This window comes from Corynebacterium antarcticum (assembly GCF_016595285.2).
In the GTDB taxonomy this organism is placed as follows: domain Bacteria; phylum Actinomycetota; class Actinomycetes; order Mycobacteriales; family Mycobacteriaceae; genus Corynebacterium; species Corynebacterium antarcticum.
On the sequence record NZ_JAENIP020000001.1, the window covers coordinates 798387 to 816911 of the forward strand.

7 protein-coding genes are annotated in these 18525 nt (G+C 65.3%); 4 read left to right on the plus strand and 3 right to left on the minus strand.

The genetic code is table 11. From position 1 onward, the window contains the following. Positions 1-2 precede the first annotated feature (2 nt). From JIM95_RS03515 to JIM95_RS03530, 4 genes are all read left to right on the plus strand, one after another. On the plus strand, positions 3-4592 hold the full coding sequence (locus JIM95_RS03515; RefSeq protein WP_200260684.1) for a DNA methyltransferase: 4590 nt from the start codon (positions 3-5) through the stop codon (positions 4590-4592). After that, positions 4589-10921 (plus strand): DEAD/DEAH box helicase, encoded by a 6333-nt coding sequence (locus JIM95_RS03520; RefSeq protein WP_200260681.1) that lies wholly within the window; start codon positions 4589-4591, stop codon positions 10919-10921. The genes JIM95_RS03515 and JIM95_RS03520 overlap by 4 nt, the downstream gene beginning before the upstream one ends. Further along, positions 10922-13231 (plus strand): 3'-5' exonuclease, encoded by a 2310-nt coding sequence (locus JIM95_RS03525; RefSeq protein ID WP_200260678.1) that lies wholly within the window; start codon positions 10922-10924, stop codon positions 13229-13231. 146 nt (positions 13232-13377) lie between these two features. Continuing rightward, on the plus strand, positions 13378-15282 hold the full coding sequence (locus tag JIM95_RS03530; protein WP_200260676.1) for a protein-arginine deiminase family protein: 1905 nt from the start codon (positions 13378-13380) through the stop codon (positions 15280-15282). Positions 15283-15404: 122 nt separating this feature from the next. Here the strand turns inward: JIM95_RS03530 and JIM95_RS03535 are convergent, their stop codons facing one another. The 3 genes from JIM95_RS03535 to JIM95_RS03545 form a co-directional block, all read right to left on the minus strand. Beyond that, a complete protein-coding gene (locus JIM95_RS03535) occupies positions 15405-16070 on the minus strand; it encodes a hypothetical protein (protein ID WP_200260673.1) in 666 nt (221 codons plus the stop codon). A 525-nt stretch (positions 16071-16595) separates the two neighbouring features. Then, positions 16596-17567: a diacylglycerol kinase gene (locus tag JIM95_RS03540; protein WP_234034759.1), complete on the minus strand. Its 972-nt coding sequence runs from the start codon at positions 17565-17567 to the stop codon at positions 16596-16598. 183 nt (positions 17568-17750) lie between these two features. After that, on the minus strand, positions 17751-18410 hold the full coding sequence (locus JIM95_RS03545; protein WP_200260670.1) for a hypothetical protein: 660 nt from the start codon (positions 18408-18410) through the stop codon (positions 17751-17753). Positions 18411-18525 lie beyond the last annotated feature (115 nt).

Sequence of the window (18525 nt, forward strand, 5' to 3'; positions counted from 1 at the left end):
CCATGGCCGACTACGCATCCATCGTCAACGTCGACGAGTTCATCGCGGAGTTCTACCTCACCAGCGATGAGACGAAGCAGACCTACCGCAAGCGGGTCACCGACCGGATCAGGGAATGGAAGGACGACGGGGACGGCAATCCGCTGCAGCGCTTCACCTCGTCCTTCCGGACCCTCCAGACGGAACTGGCGACGCTCGACTTCGACCCAGAGACACAGACCTTCCAGGACCGTGAGGAAGCGCTGCGGACCTATGCGCATGTCCGCGCGGCACTGGGATACGGCGATCCCGTCCCGACACCGGTGGAAACCACCACCGGTGAACTCGTCGGCGAGTTCCTGGTCGACGACAACATGGTCCTGTTCCAGGCGCAGCCCATCGACACGGTCGAGGACATCCGCACCGTCGGCCCCCTCACACCGCTCACCCGCGACGCGAAGCCGCTGCCGCTGAGCGCCGCCCAGCTGGTCGGCGAGATCTTCACGTGGGAGGAGCCCCACCCCCGGTTCGTGGTCGTGCAGTCGGGACGCTGGCTGATTCTCGCCGACCGGGAGTCCTGGAACCTCGGCAGGTTCCTCGCGGTGGACATCCTGCTGGTCATGGAGCGCAACGAAACCACGACAGGTGGTGAGGTTCAGCGCGCATTGTGCGCCGTCGCCGCGGAGAACATCCGCGACAGGGCCGACGGGACCTCGTGGTGGGCGGAGACGATCGAGCAGTCCCGCGAACACTCGGTGCAGGTCTCGGAGTCACTGCGCCTGGCCATCCGCCGGTCCATCGAGATCATCGCCAACGATGTCCTCGAACGGCGCCGCCGTCAGGGTATCGACTCCCAGATCGACGCCGGCTTCACCTTGGTCGATCCCGCGGTCCTGACCAGGCAATGCCTCAGGTACCTGTACCGCATTCTCTTCCTGCTGTTCGCCGAGGCCTCCCCCGAGCTGGAGATCCTCCCCGTCGGCGATGACGCCTACGAGGACGGCTACGGCCTGACCCGCCTGCGCCAGCAGATCCTCGATCCCCCGGTCACCGAGAAAGCCCGCCGGGGCACCTACCTCTACGACTGCCTCCAGGTGCTGTTCGATCTCGTGTACACCGGCCACACACCGGACGAGGTGAGTGCGGACCTCGGATCGGTGGACGAGGGCCTGCGCTTCGAGAACATCGAGGCCGATCTCTTCTCCCCTGACCGGACGCACTACATCGACGAGGTGAAACTCTCGAACTCCGCGATGTGCGCGGTGCTGGAGAATCTCCTGCTCACCCCGGAGAAGTCCGGTAGGGACCGGGGATTCGTCTCCTACGCCACCCTCGGGGTGACGGAGCTCGGGCAGGTCTACGAGGGCCTGATGAGTTTCCACGGATTCATCGCCGAAACCGACCTCTACGAGGTGGCGAAGAACGGCAACGCGGAGAAGGGAACCTGGGTGGTTCCCACCCACATCGCCGACGCCGATCCGGAGACCTACCGACCCGAACACTTCATCACCGCGGTGAACCCGGACACCGGCGAGGTCTCCCCCGTCAGGCACCGACGGGGCTCGTTCGTGTACCGCCAGTCATCCCGGGACCGTGAGCGTTCCGCCTCGTTCTACAGCCCACCCGTGATCACCTCATTCACCGTGGGCCAGGCGCTCGAGGAGCTCAAGGAAACCGGGCGGATCACCTGCGCGGCCGACGTGCTGACGCTGTCCGTCTGCGAGCCGGCGATGGGCTCGGGCGCGTTCGCGGTGGAGGCCGTCCGCCAGCTGGCGGAGCTCTACATCGCGATGCGGCAGAAAGAACTAGGTGAGAAGATCCCCCCGGAGAACCGGACCCGGGAACTCCAGCGGGTCAAGGCCTACATCGCCCTCCACAACGTCTACGGCGTGGACCTCAACGACACCGCCGTGGAGCTGGGCGAGGTGTCCCTCTGGCTGGACACGATGACCGCCGGGCTGAAGGCCCCGTGGTTCGGCCTGCACCTGCGCCAGGGCAACTCGCTGATCGGTGCGCGCCGCTCGGTGTATTCCCGTCGGCTCGTCGAGGCGAAGGCGTATCTGAGTTCCCCGCCGAAGCCTTATTCCGACGCTGTGGACGAACCGGGCGCGCACGTGTACCAGTTCCTGTTACCTTCACCGAGCTGGGGTGCGGCCGCGGAAGCGAAGGACTTGAAGAAGCACCTGCCGGATGAGATCAAGGCTCTGAAGAACTGGGCCAAGACAACGCGGGTGAAACTGACGAAGAAGCAGATCGACGCCGCGGAGGATCTGACGAAGCGAGTGGATGAGCTGTGGGAGTTCGCCCTCGAGCGTCTGCGTATCGCGGAGGATCAGGTGCGTCGCCGGATCGACGTGTGGGGTTTCGAGCAGGAACCGACGAACAAGTCCGTCCGCCGCGCGGAGATCGAGAAGAGTCTCGCTGACGCGAACGGCGCATTCCAACGGTTGAAGCTCGTCATGGACGCCTGGTGCGCACTGAAGTTCTGGCCGGTCGCAGGCGAGGTCGCCCAAGTGGGCGGGGAACTCGTTGAACCACCGACCCTCGACGAGTGGTTCAAGACACTCACAGATATTCTGGGGCAACCGATCAGGGAGAAACGGGGTACAGAGAATCAGGCGCGTCTGGGTGAGAACCCGACGTGGGATGAGCTCAACGCGGCCGAAGAACTCCATCTTCTTATCCACAGCGCGAAACCCATTGACGAGGTGTTCAAGGCCCACCCGTGGCTTCGCGTCGTTGATCGCCTTGCCCTGCAGCAGGCTTTCTTCCACTGGGAGCTCATCTTCGCGCCCGTCTTTGCCGAGGGTGGTTTCGACCTGCAGATCGGAAACCCACCTTGGGTGCGCCCGTCTGTCGACGTCGAAGGCATTCTCGCGGACTCCGACCCCTGGTGGGTACTCGCACACAAGCCGACGCAGGCACAGAAGAAGCTGCACACCGAAGTGGCGCTCGACAAACCCGAGATCTTGACGGCCTTTGCCACTGCGGTTTCAGAGACCGTCGTCACGTCCAACATTCTGGGAGACCACTCCTGTTTCCCCGAGTTGAAGAACCAGCAGCCGGATCTCTACCGAGGATTCATGTCTCGCACCTGGTCCAACAACGGTTCACAGGGCATCATCACTCTGATCCACCCCGAGTCCCACTTCACAGAGGCAAAAGCCGCCCCCTTCCGACGAGCTGCGTATCTTCGCCTCCGCCGACATTTCCAGTTCAACAATGAATTGAAGTTATTCGATATCGACAATCATGTCTCCTACGGAGTCCACATCTATGGAAGTCCAAAAGCCACACCAGAGTTCTTAAATCTGACAAGCCTGTACCACCCCAGCACCGCAATCAACTCATTCAACCATGACGGCTCCGGCCCCGTACCCGGCTTCAAGAATGACAACAACGAGTGGAACACTGTTCCACACAGCGACCGGATCCAGGAAGTCACCAGAAACACGCTTGAGGTATGGCACTCGATCCTAGAAGACCCCACCACCCCAATTGAAGAATCCAGGATGGTCTATACCGTCAATTCCCAGGCCACTGAGATTCTCACGAAATTATCAACTGTCCCAAGGATAAGGAGCCTTTCACTCTCCTACTCCAGAGGCTGGCACGAATCAATCGACAGAAAAAAGGGCTACTTTGAGAATGGCTGGGATCATCCCGACAGCTGGGAAAAAGTAATTCTCCAAGGTCCACACCTGGGAATTTCGACTCCGATGATCAAACAACCGAATCCAACTTTGAAGAGCAACAAAGATTGGTCCGAGATTGATCTGGAAGCTATTGGGCCAAATTTTATACCCGCAACCGCATACCAGCCGGCAGGCAGTAGATCTCGATACGATCTTGCTTACGGAACATGGAAACTATCCGAGACAGAAGGGAGCTTTATCCGTGACCACTACAGGGTTGCATGGCGGTCAATGGCGGCAAAAACCGGTTTTCGTACATTTTATCCTGCCGTAATTCCACCAGGAACTGCCCACGTTAATGGCGTCCACTCCGCAGGCCCTGCAGGCCCAGAAAGATACAGGGAACTGATTCAATTTGCAGCTACAGCATCTTCTCTCCTTTTCGACTTTACTCTCAGGTCGGTGGTCAATACCCTTATTTCTGCGTCCCTGGTCGAACGACTTCCCCTTGCCACCTATCCAGGACTCATCCCCCGAGCCGCTCGCCTCAACTGCCTGACATCGGCCTATGCGGAGCTGTGGGAGGAGGTCATGGGAACGCCGTGGACTCTGGAATCACCGGCGCGGATCGCCGAGGAACGTCGGCAGCTGCAGGTGGAGATCGATGCTCTGGTGGCCCTGGACCTCGGTATCACCGCCGATGAATTGTGCATGATCTACCGCACGCAGTTCCCGGTGATGCGGAAGTATGACCAGGAGGATCTCTTCGACCGCAACGGCCGGAAGGTCGCCGGTGACGTCGCGAAACTGGAACGCAAACTCAAGGAGGGACAGCAACTCTCCGAGGAACAACGCACGTGGACCCATCCCCAATCGAAGGTGACCTACACCTTCGAATACCCGTTCCGGATCCTCGACGGGGAGGCAGACATGCGCGCGGCCTACGAACGCTTCGCCGCGGAAAGTGACCGACCATGAGCACTCTCCTACCCACCCACGCGGTCACCGGAATCATCGAGGGCCTGAGCGAATACCTCACCACCACCCTCGGGCTCTCGGAACCACGGGCGAAGGCGGCGTTCGACGAGTTCCTCGCCGACTCGGGATCCACCATGTTCCGCGGGCCGTACGTGCGCACCCGCATGCCGTTCCGGGCCTCCACGGACACCGATTCGCGCAGTCTCGACTGGTTGCCGCCGCACTTCACGCCCTACGCGCACCAGCGCGCCGCGTTCGAGAAGCTCCGCACCCTCGATCCCGCCACGGGCGGGGACACCGACCCCTCCCCCACGCTCGTCGTCACGGGCACGGGCTCCGGTAAAACCGAGGCCTTCCTCTACCCGGTGATCGACCACGCGATCCGGGAACGCCGGCGTGGGGTCACGGGAATCAAGGCGTTGATCCTCTACCCGATGAATGCGCTCGCGGGTGACCAGGCGAACCGTCTGGCTAAGCTGCTGACCGGGGATCCGCGGCTCGCGGAACTCACCGCCGGTATCTACACCGGTGAGCACCGCAGCAATCACGGCGAGGTCACCGAGGACGGGTTGATCAGCGAGCGCAGCGAGATGCAGCGCAATCCGCCGGACATCCTGCTGACGAACTACAAGATGCTGGACCAGCTCCTTCTCCGGCCCGGGGACCATCCGATGTGGGCCGCCTCGTGCACGTCACTGCGCTACGTGGTGCTCGATGAGTTCCACACCTACGACGGTGCGCAGGGCACCGATGTGGCGATCCTGCTGCGTCGACTCGGAATGAAGCTGAAGGAACTCGCCGGAATCGATGATCCGCGCCCGCTGGGACCGGTGTGCCCCGTCGCCACCTCGGCGACCATGGGATCGAAGGACGATCCCGGTCCGGTGCTCGACTTCGCGGAGCGGGTGTTCGGCGTGCCGTTCACCCCTGATTCCATCGTCCGGGAGTCACGGGTACCGCTCGGTGACTTCGCCTCGGTACCGGCGGAGGACTACACCACACCGGTGTCGTGGTGGCGCCACGAGAGGGAGATCCGGGAGCTCGTGGACACCCTCGACCGACACGATGCCTCGGGCACCATCCAGGATGCGCTGCACCCCGCGTTCGCCCGGTTCTTCAGTTCCCTCGATCCGGAAAACCCCGTGCCCGGGGACATCAACTCGGAGGCACTGGCCTGGGTTCCGCGCAACAGATTCCTGCTGCGTCTCCTCGAGCTGACGTCGACCCCCTGCACCATCAACCAACTGACCTCGGAGTTCTTCAATCTCGTCGAAGATCCCGATCCGGCCGCACGCGCGTTCATCGTGCACCTCGTCGCTGAACTCTCCCTGATCCGTGCCACCCTGGCCGCCGACCGGCGGCTGGGAACGAGGATCCCCGGAGTCGATGTCCACCTGTGGGTCCGGGAGCTGTCCCGGATCGACCGTCTCGCGATGTCGGCTCCGGAGTTCCGCTGGTCGGATGACTCGGATGCGGATCATGGTCTGGCCGACGAACGGCACTGGCTGCCTGCGATCTTCTGTCGCGCCTGCTACCGCTCGGGGTGGATGACGGAGCTCGAGCCCGGTTCCACGATGCCGACCTTCAGCGCCGGTTCCATCCGCGGGGCGAGCGTCAGCGACGAGAAGCGGGCCCGCACCCGGCCTTTGATCTACGCCGGGGAGGAGGCGGACGCGGCCGATTCGCGCCACGGTGTCCAACGCGGACCCGACGCCGCCGGCCAGCTGTTCTGGCTCGACACCCGGCACGCCCAGTTCCTCCGCTTCGGGGACGTCGATCCCACCCAGGACGTCTACCGCGGCGACATCGATGAGGGGTCGATGTTCCCGGTGCTGACGTACCTTGACGCGGACGCCGATGAACGCGCCCTGGATCAGGTCTGTCCGGCGTGCGACACCAGGGATTCGATCCGCTACATCGGTTCCGCTGTGGCGACACTGCTGTCGGTGTCGGTGTCCAACCTGTTCGGGCTCCCGGGGCTGGATGACGCGGAGAAGAAGACGCTGATCTTCACCGACTCCGTGCAGGACGCCGCGCACCGGGCCGGGTTCGTCGAGGCAAGGTCCCACGCCTTCTCACTGCGCACGGGTATCGCCTCCGCACTCGGCGCGGAGCCCGTGTCGCTCGCGGCCTTGCAGAACCGGATCCTCGCGCGGGCGGATACCGCGGCGGACCGGTTCCAGCTTCTTCCACCGGATCTCGCACGGGACAGTGACCTGCAGGGGTTCTGGGACCCGAAGACCCGCCTGAGTGACCGGCTCCGCCCGATCGTGCCGCTGCGTATCGGCTTCGACGTGGCGCTCGAGTTCGGCCGGCGGAGCGAACTGGGACGGACGCTCATGGTCACGGGTGTCGCGACCGCCGAGGTGGAGGCACCCGATCTCCTCAGATCCGCCAGGCGCGCCCTCGACTCGGTGCAGATGCTGGATCTGGATGGGCACGACGGTGGCCTCACCGACGATGCTCTGCTCGCGTGGGCGCGCGGCATCGTCGAGCGGATCCGGAGCCGTGGCGGCATCGAGCACCCGTGGCTCCTCGACTACCGCTACAACGACGGTGCCGAGTTCTACCTCACGCGGGGCCGGGGCGTGACTTCCGCACTCCCGCCCTTCGCGCCCGGCACGGGCCCGGTGTTCCCGAGGGTGGGGGGTCCGATCCAGCAGAAGAAGTGGAACGGCGGCACTGATCCGGTGGCCGGTGCCCACGGCTGGTACGCAAGGTGGACGGCGCGCCAGCTGGGCATGGCGCGGGAGCAGGCGGCACGGTTGTGCGTCGCGCTCCTGGACAGCCTGGTCACCGACGGCACGCTGACGTCCACGCCGACGCGTAGTGACGCCCGTACCTACGCGCTGCCCACCGAGCGCATCATGATCCGGCGCAGCGCCGATGGCCGGGCGCTGCGGTGCACGGTCTGCCACACGCTGGTTCCGGTCGGTCCGGCGACGGAGCGCCAGCTTGCCGGTGCCCGGTGCCTGACCCCGGACTGCTCCGGTGTGCTGGAGGTGGAGGAGATTGCGCCCAACTACTACCGGCGCCTGTACACCTCGGGGGAACGGCGCAGCATCATCGCCCGCGAGCACACCTCCCTGATCCCATCGGAGAAGCGGCAGGCGATCGAGGCGGAGTTCCGCGGATCCGGTGGCGATCCCCGCCCGGACGCGGTGAACGTTCTCGTGGCGACCCCGACCCTGGAGATGGGCATCGACATCGGTGACCTGTCGACGGTCATGCTCTCCTCGATGCCGGTGAGCGTGGCCAGCTACCTGCAGCGGGTCGGCCGTGCGGGCCGACTGACGGGTAACTCGCTGGCGGTCGCGGTGGTCCGTGGCCGGGGCCAGCATCTGCCGAAGATCCACGAGCCGCTCTCGGTGATCGACGGTGACGTGGTTCCTCCAGCGGTGTATCTCTCCGCCGTGGAGATCCTGCGCCGGCAGTTGCTCGCCGCGGTGCTCGACGCACTCGCCGGCGGGTCCGCGCTGGTGGGCATGTCGCGGTCGCGTGACGTGTTCCGGCAGGATGACGGGCTGTACGCGAAGCTACTGGACGCCGGGGTCCCGTTCATCACCGAGGTGCGGGACCGGTTCATCGAATCCCTGGGCTCGGGCAACATCGACGAACACGTCACCCGGGAACTCATCGACTGGGATCTTCCCGGCGCGGTGGCCGCCGCATCCCAACGGTGGGAAAAGGAGCTCGAGGAGATCGGGCGGCAGCTGCGGGACGTGCAGGGATCGCTGCACGAACTGGGTCTGGCCGCGGAGGCGGCGGGGGCGACCGACCAGGACAGGTCGGACTATGCGCTGGCGGTGTCCGCGGAGAAACTGCTGCGCGCGCAGCAGACGCAACTGACCGGCGACACCTGGGTCGCCGCACTGGAGCGCTTCGGCCTGCTGCCGAACTACACGCTTCTCGATGATTCGGTCGAGCTGCGCGTCTCCGGTTTCCTGCGGCACACCGATTCCGCCGCGGAGATCGAACGCCAGGAGCACTCGTACTCCCGGGGCCTGTCCAGTGCTCTGACGGAGCTCGCCCCGGGCAGCACGTTCTACGCGGAGGGGATGAAGATCCTGATCGATGCCGTGGATCTCGGCGCGAACGGTGACCGGATCCAGCGATGGCGCCTGTGCCCGTCGTGCTCCCACGTCGAGGTCCTCACCCCAGAACAGGATTTCGACAGCTGCCCGGCCTGTGGCGACGATCATTTCGCGGCGGTCGAGCAGGAGATCCCCGTGGTCCCCATGCACAAGGTGTCCGCGCAGATCCGACCCGAACGCAGTCTCATCGACGGTTCCCAGGAGGAACGTCAGCGGGCGATGTTCACCACGGCTCTCGCCGTACGTCTGCCGGACCGGTCGGACATGTCCACCTGGTACCTGGAGAAATCCGGGTTCGGCGTGACCAACCTGCGCGAGGTGGAACTCCGGTGGCTCAACCTCGGTTCGGGTTCCGGCCCGGAGCGGTATCTGGCCGGCGACGCACGCAGTTTCCCGCTGTTCACTCTCTGCCGCTACTGCGGCCAGGTCGACCGGACCGCCGGCGGAAACGACCGGCGGGACCACCGCGGCTGGTGCCAGAACGCGAAGAAACTCGAACAGGACAACGTGGAGGTCGCACTCGGCCGTGTCCTGCACACCCAGGGTGTTCTCCTGCACCTGCCCTCGTCCGTGCAGCGTTTCGGCCCGATGGGGGCACCATCGCTCGTCGCGGCGATCAAGTTCGGGTTCAAGGCGGTTCTGGGCGGCAGCCCGGAGCACCTGGATGTCACGGAGGTCGTTGTTCCGGCTCCCGGGGAACGCTCCCCGGAGACACGGACGGCGTTGCTCCTCCACGACCTGGTTCCGGGCGGCACAGGCTACCTGTCGGAGTTCTCCCGGCCGGAGAAGGTCTGGCAGCTGTTGGAGACGGCCTACCGGGCACTGAAATCCTGTCCCTGCGCCGATGAACAGCGCCTCTCCTGCCCGCAGTGCCTCCTGCCGTTCACCCGGGCGCATCAGGAGACGGTCGTGTCCCGCCAGGTTGCGGAATCGGCACTGCTGCAGCTGGTCGTGGGCGATGAGGACGTCGATGATCTCCCGGCCTTCGATTCCGCGGCGGTCACCCAACAGCGCCCGCAGAAGGCACAGGAGGAGACCCCGCTGGAGATCCGCACCCGGGATCTCATCGTCCGAAAACTCGAGGAACTGGGTGCCACCATCGACCGGCAGCCGGTCGGCAACCATGTCCACGTCCACGCCCGGATCCCCGGACAGGCGATGTCCTGGTCCCTCAAACCGCAGCAGCTGATCGCGGGAGGTACGACCCGACCCGACTTCGTCCTCGAGTCCACCGCCGGGGAGAACGCCCCACGTTTCGCCATCTACTGCGATTCCGTGGAGTACCACGCCTCGCCCCAGCACAACCGGCTCGTCGATGACGCGCGGAAGCGGGAGCAGCTGCGTTTAGAGGGCTACGTACCCTGGGCCATCACTTGGCGTGACCTCGGTATCGCGGAGTCCGGCACCACGACGACGCCCTGGTGGTACCACCAGCAGGTCGCCGCCGGTGTGGCACGGAAGTTCGGGATCGCCCAGGTGACGCTCGATTCACTGCAGCGGGACCCCGTCACTCTCCTGCTGGACATCATCCTGCAACCGGATCTGAAGGTCTGGCAGCACGCGGCGGCCGCCCTGCCCATGATCCTGGGGCCGAGGATGACCAGGGTCACCTCATCGACGCTGCTGTTCAGTGACGGGCCGTTGTCACTCATGCTGAAGCTCGGCTCCGGCGGGCCCGCCGCGATGGCGGAGGCCGATGCGCGCCTCGAGTTCGATGCCTCGGACCACACCATGGCCGACCTGGGCCTCGAGGCGTACAAGACGCACTGGTACCACTGGCTGGAATGGTCGAACCTGTTGTCGCTTCGGCGCAAGGTCGCTGACATCACCGCCACGGACCTCGCCGACGTGGACGGCGTCGAGGAGAAGCTGAGCGCGCAGGTCCCGCCACCATCCGGCGATGACGTCGAGGTCCACGGGCTGCCCGCCGAGTGGCTGGCTCTCATCGACGAGGCGATCAGCGACACCGAGGAATCGGCGCTCCGCGCTATCGCGGAGTCTGTCCCGCTACCCCCGCTACCGGAACAGGGTGAGGAGGTCGAGGGCTGCCCGCTGGACCTCGTCTGGCGGGGCCAGCGCGTCGCGTTCACCGTTGACGCCGGGGAGTCCGTCCTGGACACTCTGAGGAAGGCGGGCTGGACGGTATTCACGACCGGCGACACCGGTGAGGTTCCGGATGATCTCGTCGCCGAACTGATCGCACACCTGACTGATTCGGAACGAGGAGCACACTAGATGCCGACCATCACGATGACCGCCGGGGCCCGGCCCGACACCACGGCCGAACAGCGGAAACTCGAGCAGCTTCTCAGTTCCCTGATCCAGGGCACGTCCCACCCGGTACCGGTGGAAGCATCCGCGGATCCCCGGATCCGGGTGCTGGAATCAGCCGATCACAGCCAGGCGGTGATCCTCTTCGAGATCGCCGGCGAGTCCGACGACAGCGACACCGCGTACATCGTCTGCGGCGTCCACGCCCCGGAAGATGCACTCGCCGCCGCACGGGACAGCGTGCTGCACATCAACCCGGTCAACGGCGTCGCCGAGGTCCTCCATGAGACGCGCTTCACCGCCTCCGCGGCGCCCGCCCCCTCCCCCGCCACGGACACGCAGCCCGCCGCGAAGCGGTCGGCTGCGGAAACCGGACCCCACCGCTACAGCGGTGCTCGGATCGCCGCGGACGGGCACACCCCGGAGAGCCTCTACCGCGAACTGGGCCTCAACCGGAAGTTGTCTGAGCAGGTTCTGGCGACGACCACCTCCATGATGTTCCTGCGCTCCCTCGACAAGGCCCCGGCGTGGCAGAGCGCGGCGTTCCGTGAGCTCGCATCGGGGTACTCGGTCGATGAGGTCCGTGAGGATCTGCGCCTGCAGTCGGCGGAGGACCGAACTCCGGATCCGACCGCGTCAGAGCAGGAGAAGGTGCTCGCCGCGATCAATCAACCGGCCGCCCAGCTGGAGTTCACCTACATCGGAGACACGGTCGATGCGCTGCGGGATGTCATCGAATCGGGGGATTTCGGCAGATGGAAGGTGTTCCTCCATCCGCAGCAGCGGAATCTGGCCACGCGCTGGTTGAGCGGGTCAGGGCGCGTCTTCGGTGGTGCAGGCACGGGAAAGACCGTTGTCGCGGTCCACCGTGCGGTGAACATCCACAAGGGGCTGCTCACCGGCCGCAGGAGCGGAAAGACGGGAACCAGGATCCTGCTGACCACCTACACCAGGGGACTCGCCGCATCACTGCGCTCGATGGTCACGGCCCTCGACCCCGGTGCCCTGGCGGAGGATCCCGGCGATGAGGGCATCGTCGTGACCGGGATCGACTCACTCGCGCGTTCCATCGTCGCGGACGCCAGTCCCCGGGCCCGGGCCGAGGCCACCGAGAATGTGCTCGGCAGGTCGCTACTCGTCGCACCACGGTGCGTCAGCGCGCAGAAGGAGGCGGAGGAACTCGAGGCGGCGGTCAGCGCCACCGGCGTCACGCTCCCGGGAACCAAGGGGCACGGTGCGTTCCTCCGCCAGGAACTCACCGACGTCGTTCTTCCCGGACGCATCACGTCGAAGAGGGACTATCTCCGGGTGCCCCGCACGGGTCGCGGTGTCGCGCTCAACCGCGCGGAGAGAATCGCCGTCTGGACCGTTCTCGACTCCTATCTCGCCAGCTGTGCCCAGTCGGCCAAGGTCGGGTGGGAGACCATGGCGGCGATCGCCGCCGCCGTACTGGATGAACGTGCCGTCGACGGGGATCCGTCCTCGCGTCTGGCTGATCACGTGATCATCGACGAGGCACAGGACTTCCACGCCGGGCACTGGCTGCTCATCCGTGCACTGGTCGCCCGGGGCCCGAACGACATCTTCATCTCCGAGGATGCCCATCAGCGGATCTACGGGAACCCGATGGTGTTGTCCCGGTTCGGTATCAACACCCGGGGCAAGGCGTCGGCGGGTCTCCGCCTGAACTACCGGACCACGGCGGAAAACCTCGACTTCGCGGTGAATATCCTCACCGGCGAGCACTTCGTGAACTCCGAGGGCGACAGGGACACCGTCACCGGCTACCACTCGGAGCGTTCAGGCCCCGAGCCGGTGGTCCGGAAATGTCGTTCCTTCGCCCACGAGATGGACACCGCCGCAGAGGCGATCCGCAAGTGGCGGGAGACCGAGGGACCGACCCGCGCGGTCCGCATCGCCGTTCTCACCCGCACCCGCAACGACGCCGGCAGGATCGTCGACGCCCTCGCCCGGAGAGACATCGAGGCGAAGTTCTGCAAGGAGGCGAACGAGGTCGATGAGCGGGTGGTCAGTGTGATGACCATGCACGGAGCGAAGGGACTCGAGTTCACGCACGTCATCGTCGCCGGTGTGTCGCAGGATCAGATTCCGCAGATGTACTCGTTCGCGCGTCTCGATGATGAGGCGCGCGAGGAGGCGATGCGTCGGGAGCGGTCGCTGCTCTATGTCGCGGCGTCCCGTGCCAGGGATGAGTTGCTGGTGACCACGAGCGGCGCGCCCTCGGAGTTTCTGCGGAGCCGCATCGGGTCCTGACCCGCCGGTCACGGAGGGGAAGTGGTCGGGGAACGCGGCGTCCTGTCAGCGAATTCCCAGTTTTCACCCCTTCCCGACCACAGTTGCTTAATGAAAAATCTTCGCAGTAGTCTAGGCTCACCACTACTACTGGAAAGGTTTTTCACTTGAATCTCCGCCGATTCCGGGCCGGCACCACCCTCGCCGCGCTCGCCTGCTCCTCCCTCACACTCACCGCGTGCAACCCGGTCGACTACATCAACTCGGCCGTCACCGCCACCGGCTCCACCTCCCTCTCCTCCGAATGGAAGACACTCGCCGACCGACTGACCTCGGGGTTCAGCTCGGAAGGCTCCTCGACCACACCGAAACCCGCCCCCACGGCGCCGCCGTTGGCAACGATCGTCGGTGACACGGACCGCGACGGCCGTGTCACCGACACCGACCTGGAGAACCGGGAGCGGGCCAACTTCGAGGCAGGGGCGATCTTCCTCGCCAACCTCGACGACGACGCCGCGCGGTGCACCTACGAGCCCGGAACGCCCCGCGCCGAACTCGCCGCCTGCAACGACGCCGCGGATGAGGTGGTCAACGGTGACGAGGATGCACTCGATCTCGCCCGCCTGCAGGTGAAGGCGGCGGAACTCACCGACGCCGCAACTGCGTCCCTCGACTACGACACCGACCACGCCCGTATCTTCCTGCAGAAGGAGGACGGAACCTGGACACTGGTGACGGCATCAACGAAGCTGACCGCCGAGCAACTGCGCACCGGCGTCACCCTCGGAGTGGAGGGGCTGGACGTGGTGCGGGACCGCACCGCGTGGGACGGTCGCCTCACCGTCACACTCACCACGACCGACGACGGTTCGTCCACCGTCGACCGCGTCCAGCTGCAGCAGGCGCCACTGCGGGGACACGATCACACCGAGGACCTGCAGACGGTGCTCACCCTGGACGACTCCTTCAAGGACGCCGCTCCCTTCAACGCCCGACTCGAGAAAGCCCTCGGCGATGTAGAGCTGCGCAAACTCCCCGGCATGGACGTCCAGTGGATCCAGGACGGTAGCGAGGTCTTCCACACCTCCATGCCCGGTGAGAACGGCCCGCAGCACATGCGGATAGTGATGCGCGTCGATCAGGCCGAGGACGGCCAGAACGCCATGTACCAGCTCCGTGGCCGGGACATCGGCGTCGCGGAGATCAACGTGAAGCCCGGAACGTCCGACCCGAGTGCCGGCGGCAACCTCGAGTTCCTGCCGCCGACACCGGCTCATCCGAACGGCCGGGCGATCATCGGAGTTCGACAGAACCCGGATCTAGTCGCCGAGGACCACGGTCACACCCACGGTACCGACGCCCACCATGACCATGACCACGGACCAGTGGACCCGAACTCCCCGACCGCGGAACAGCTCGTTTTCCTGGCGGCTCAGGGCTACGAAGATCCCCTGATCCTGGACACCAGTCACCTGGCCGTCGGGCACATCGATGAGATCGTCCACGTCCTGCCCGCCGACAACGCGGCCGGCTTCAAACTGCTGGTCGCGGATCCGGGCCTCGGGAAGAAGATGATCACCGATCTCATCACTGAGGGCCACGGCGACGTCCAACTGGTCAACTACCCGAACAGCACCACCACACTCACGGAGGCGACCGATGAGATGATGCAGCGCCAGCACGCCGTCGCCATCGAGATGAGTGACCGGAACATCGCCACACTGAAGGCGGAGACCGGCCTGGGCGAGCAGGACATCATCCGTTACCCCGCCTGGTACCGCATGGACCTCCATGACGCCTACGATGCCACGAAGATCTACCCGATGGCCTCGTTCAACCCGAACGCGATCAACGGCATCGTGCGCGACAAGCACACCTACATCGCACCGAAGACACTCGGACCGGACATCAACGGCACCGATGTCTTCGCGGATCACCTGAAAAAGCAGATGTCGGAGGCGGGTTACGAGGTCATCTTCGTCGACGACTACGACTACCTCCACCGCGGCACCGGGGAGATCCACTGCGGCACGAACCAGTTCCGCGAGATGACCGCCTGGTACAGGCGCTAGCCCACGATGGAGGGTCCCGTGGCGGGTTGATCCGCCACGGGGCCAGCTCCGGTACCGGGTGAATGACGGGGGGCGGGCCGGATCCACGGTACGGATCCGGCCTGCCCCCCCGTTGTCCCGATCTAGCTGGAGAAGGATCCTCCGGCGATCTTGTTCAGGAAGGCCCGCACGGCGTCGAGAATCTTGGCGATGACCCCGAGGACACCGTGGTCCTTCGGCTTCTCCGGGGTGCCCTCGACCGGCTTGTCACCGGTGTCGGTGTCGTCGTCTGCGACGGGTGCACCGGTGTTCAGGTCGATCGCGGGAATCGTCTCCGCGGTGGTCCACTCGTACTCACCCTTGACGTTGTTCATGCCGTAGAGAACCCGGAACTTGGGGGTCTCCTCGTTGGTGTGTCCCGCGGCGGCGTCCGCGTCGGTGACGTTGATGTACTGCTCGCAGTGGGCGATCGTGCCCGGCGCGAAGGGAACGGCACCGTCGATGCATCGGACGAGCATCTCCTGTCCCACCGCATCGTTGTAGCGTTTCCCTTCGGCGTTGTAACCGGGGCCCAGTGACTTGACCCGAACATTGGAGTCGTTGGTGACCGTCCAGGTGACCTTCAGCACCTTGCCGTAGCTGGAATCCTCCGGAACGTACTCGACGTCTGGTTGGGTGAAGGTGACGGCACCGGCGCGCTCGCGGGTTTCGCCGTCATGGTCGACGATGGTTCCGGCGTTCGCCACGCCTGCACCGATGATGACGCACGCTCCTGCGGTTACCGCGGCGGTACGCAGAGTTCTTCTCATTGATTCTCCTGAAAGAGGTCGTGTGGATGGGGCCCCACAATAACCCTTATTGCATTTGTTTTTCAATAGTGGGTAAGGTTCCTCCAGACTGACAGCTCGCCACCGTACGTAACCTCGCCTCCGGAAAGATCAGAGCAGCCTGGCGTCCGCCTGTATGTCTCTCGACGAACCGTTGATCCCGAAGGCTGGAACAGGCCGGTACCCCACAAGAAAGCCCCACCGACGACCACCGCCGGAGAGATCCGCGATGCGTCAGCGGACGCCGGATACTTCACCCGACACCGACAGGAGGGACGTCGGACGCGGAGATACTGGCGCGGCGATGCCGGACCGGTGCTCTCGACGTCCCGCCATCCCCGGAGCCTTCAGGTCCCCGGCACGACCCCTAGAGACCCCACCGGTCCCGCGTCTTCTCCCGCATCACCGCGCCGGGACAGGAGAAGTACCGGACCAACCGACGCCCCCGGTTCATCGTCCCCGGCTGCGCCCCAATGGCACACAGTCGGGGACGGTGAGAAACAGGCACTAAGGGGCCGGGACAATGAACTTCCCCGCAGCGGGCACCGCCTCGACCGTGACAGGCAGGTCGGCCATGCGTTCTCCGTCCGCGTACGCGTCCACACCGTGCACCCACACCCGGGCGCTCCGCACCCGGAAGCTGTGCACCTCGGGCAGTTCGACGTGGGTCCCCTTGAGGATCCTCGCCATGCAGGACACGAATCGCACCCGGTTCACGGGATCGACGAGGGTCACCTCGAGGAGACCGTCCCGGTGGTTGGCGAAGGGACAGACCGGGAGCCCACCGCCGTAGGTCCGGGTGTTGCCGAACGCCGCGAGCATCGCCGAACCACGCAACTCAAGGGGCGATCCGTCCACCGGTCCGGGCTCCCCGGGAACCGCGTGCCTGCCGTGCAGCGTCATCGAGAAGGACAGGGGACGCAGGTTGATCAGTTCGGCGGCGATCGAGAGGTTGTAGCGGGCGGAGCCGTGCGGCCAGGTCATCCGGTTCGCCCGGTCACTGACCAGGGAGTCGAATCCGGCCGTCATGACGGTGCCGAACCACCTCACCGCCCCCGTCCGGTCGGTGATCCGGCCCAGGTCCGTGGTCACCGTGAAGCCCGCGGCGATGACCTCCGCCGCGGCCTCCGGGCTCGTCCTGGGCAGGTCGTGCTCGCGGGCGTGATCGTTGCCGGTACCTGCGGGTATCACCCCGACCGGTATCTGCTTCCCGGCCGTTTCCTGGAGCACGACGTTGATCATGCCGTCGCCGCCGCAGACGACGATCGCGTCGAAGCGCCCTGATTCGACCGCCTCCCGGGTCAGTCGTCGGGAATCCTCCGTCGTCCGCCCCTGGAAGGCCAGGACCTCGACACCCGCGTTCCGGAACGTCACCATCGCACGTTCCGTCGAGTGCCGGGCACGACCGTGTCCGCTGTCGGGATTCGTGAGCATCGCGACCGCGCCGATGTCGACGAAGCCCATCGGGTAGTCGGTCATGTGGTCGCTTTCGGTGGACGGATCTGGATGAGGGGCGCCGGGCTGATTCGCGGTGCCCGGGCCATCAACGTGGATGAGCTGATCTTCCCACAGCCCGGCACGGGCATTCACCTCGAGCCCGCCCCGCGCCCGCGGAGTTCCGTCGTGGCCTCCACCGGTACGGTACGGACGTGCGGACGCCGCTCACACCCGCACAGACAGCTGCGAGTAGATGCTCGCGGCCAGGCGGGTCATCTCGAAGGAGTACACGGCGACGATGAGGGTGAACAGAGCCTTGACGCTGTCTCCGAAGGTGAACAGGTCGCCACCGCGGGACCACTGATAGCAGAGCAGGGAGACCACCAGCGTGAGGGCGTAGACCCCGATGGCGAAGACCCTGTTCCACTCGTGGATCAGTGTGTCCTTGTCGCTCTCCGAGATCTCCCGCCACACGCGCTCCGTGACCAACCAGAAGTAGAAGATGAAGGCCGACGGAACCGCCATGAGGTTGATGACGAGGAACATCAGCGGCAGTACCCCGGTTCCTCCGCCGATGAACAGTCCCGCCGGTATCAGTCCCACGGCGAGAACGAGGATCAGGAACGGGAACAGTGTCGTCACCACCAGCGGGAACAGTGAGCGGCTGAAGTCCGAGTAGGTGATGGTCCTGATCAGCAGGTGGCGGTGCTCCTCCCGCGGGGAGACCGACGGGACCGGGTCCGGGCTCTTCGCCCGGAATCTCCGGAACATGATCACGGCGGCGATCAGCACCGCCAGTTCGATCACCGCCATGATCTCCACGGGAAAACCCTGGAGGAAATCCAGGGTCCGCTCGATGATCACCGGAACACTGTTGACTTCCATCTCCGTGCCAGACGTCCCCTCTTGCGTGTCTTCAGACAGGTCGGGGGAATCTTAGCGCCGCCACCTGGCAACGGGCTGTGTGCCGTCTGTCGACGTTGAGAGTCGGCAGCAGCCG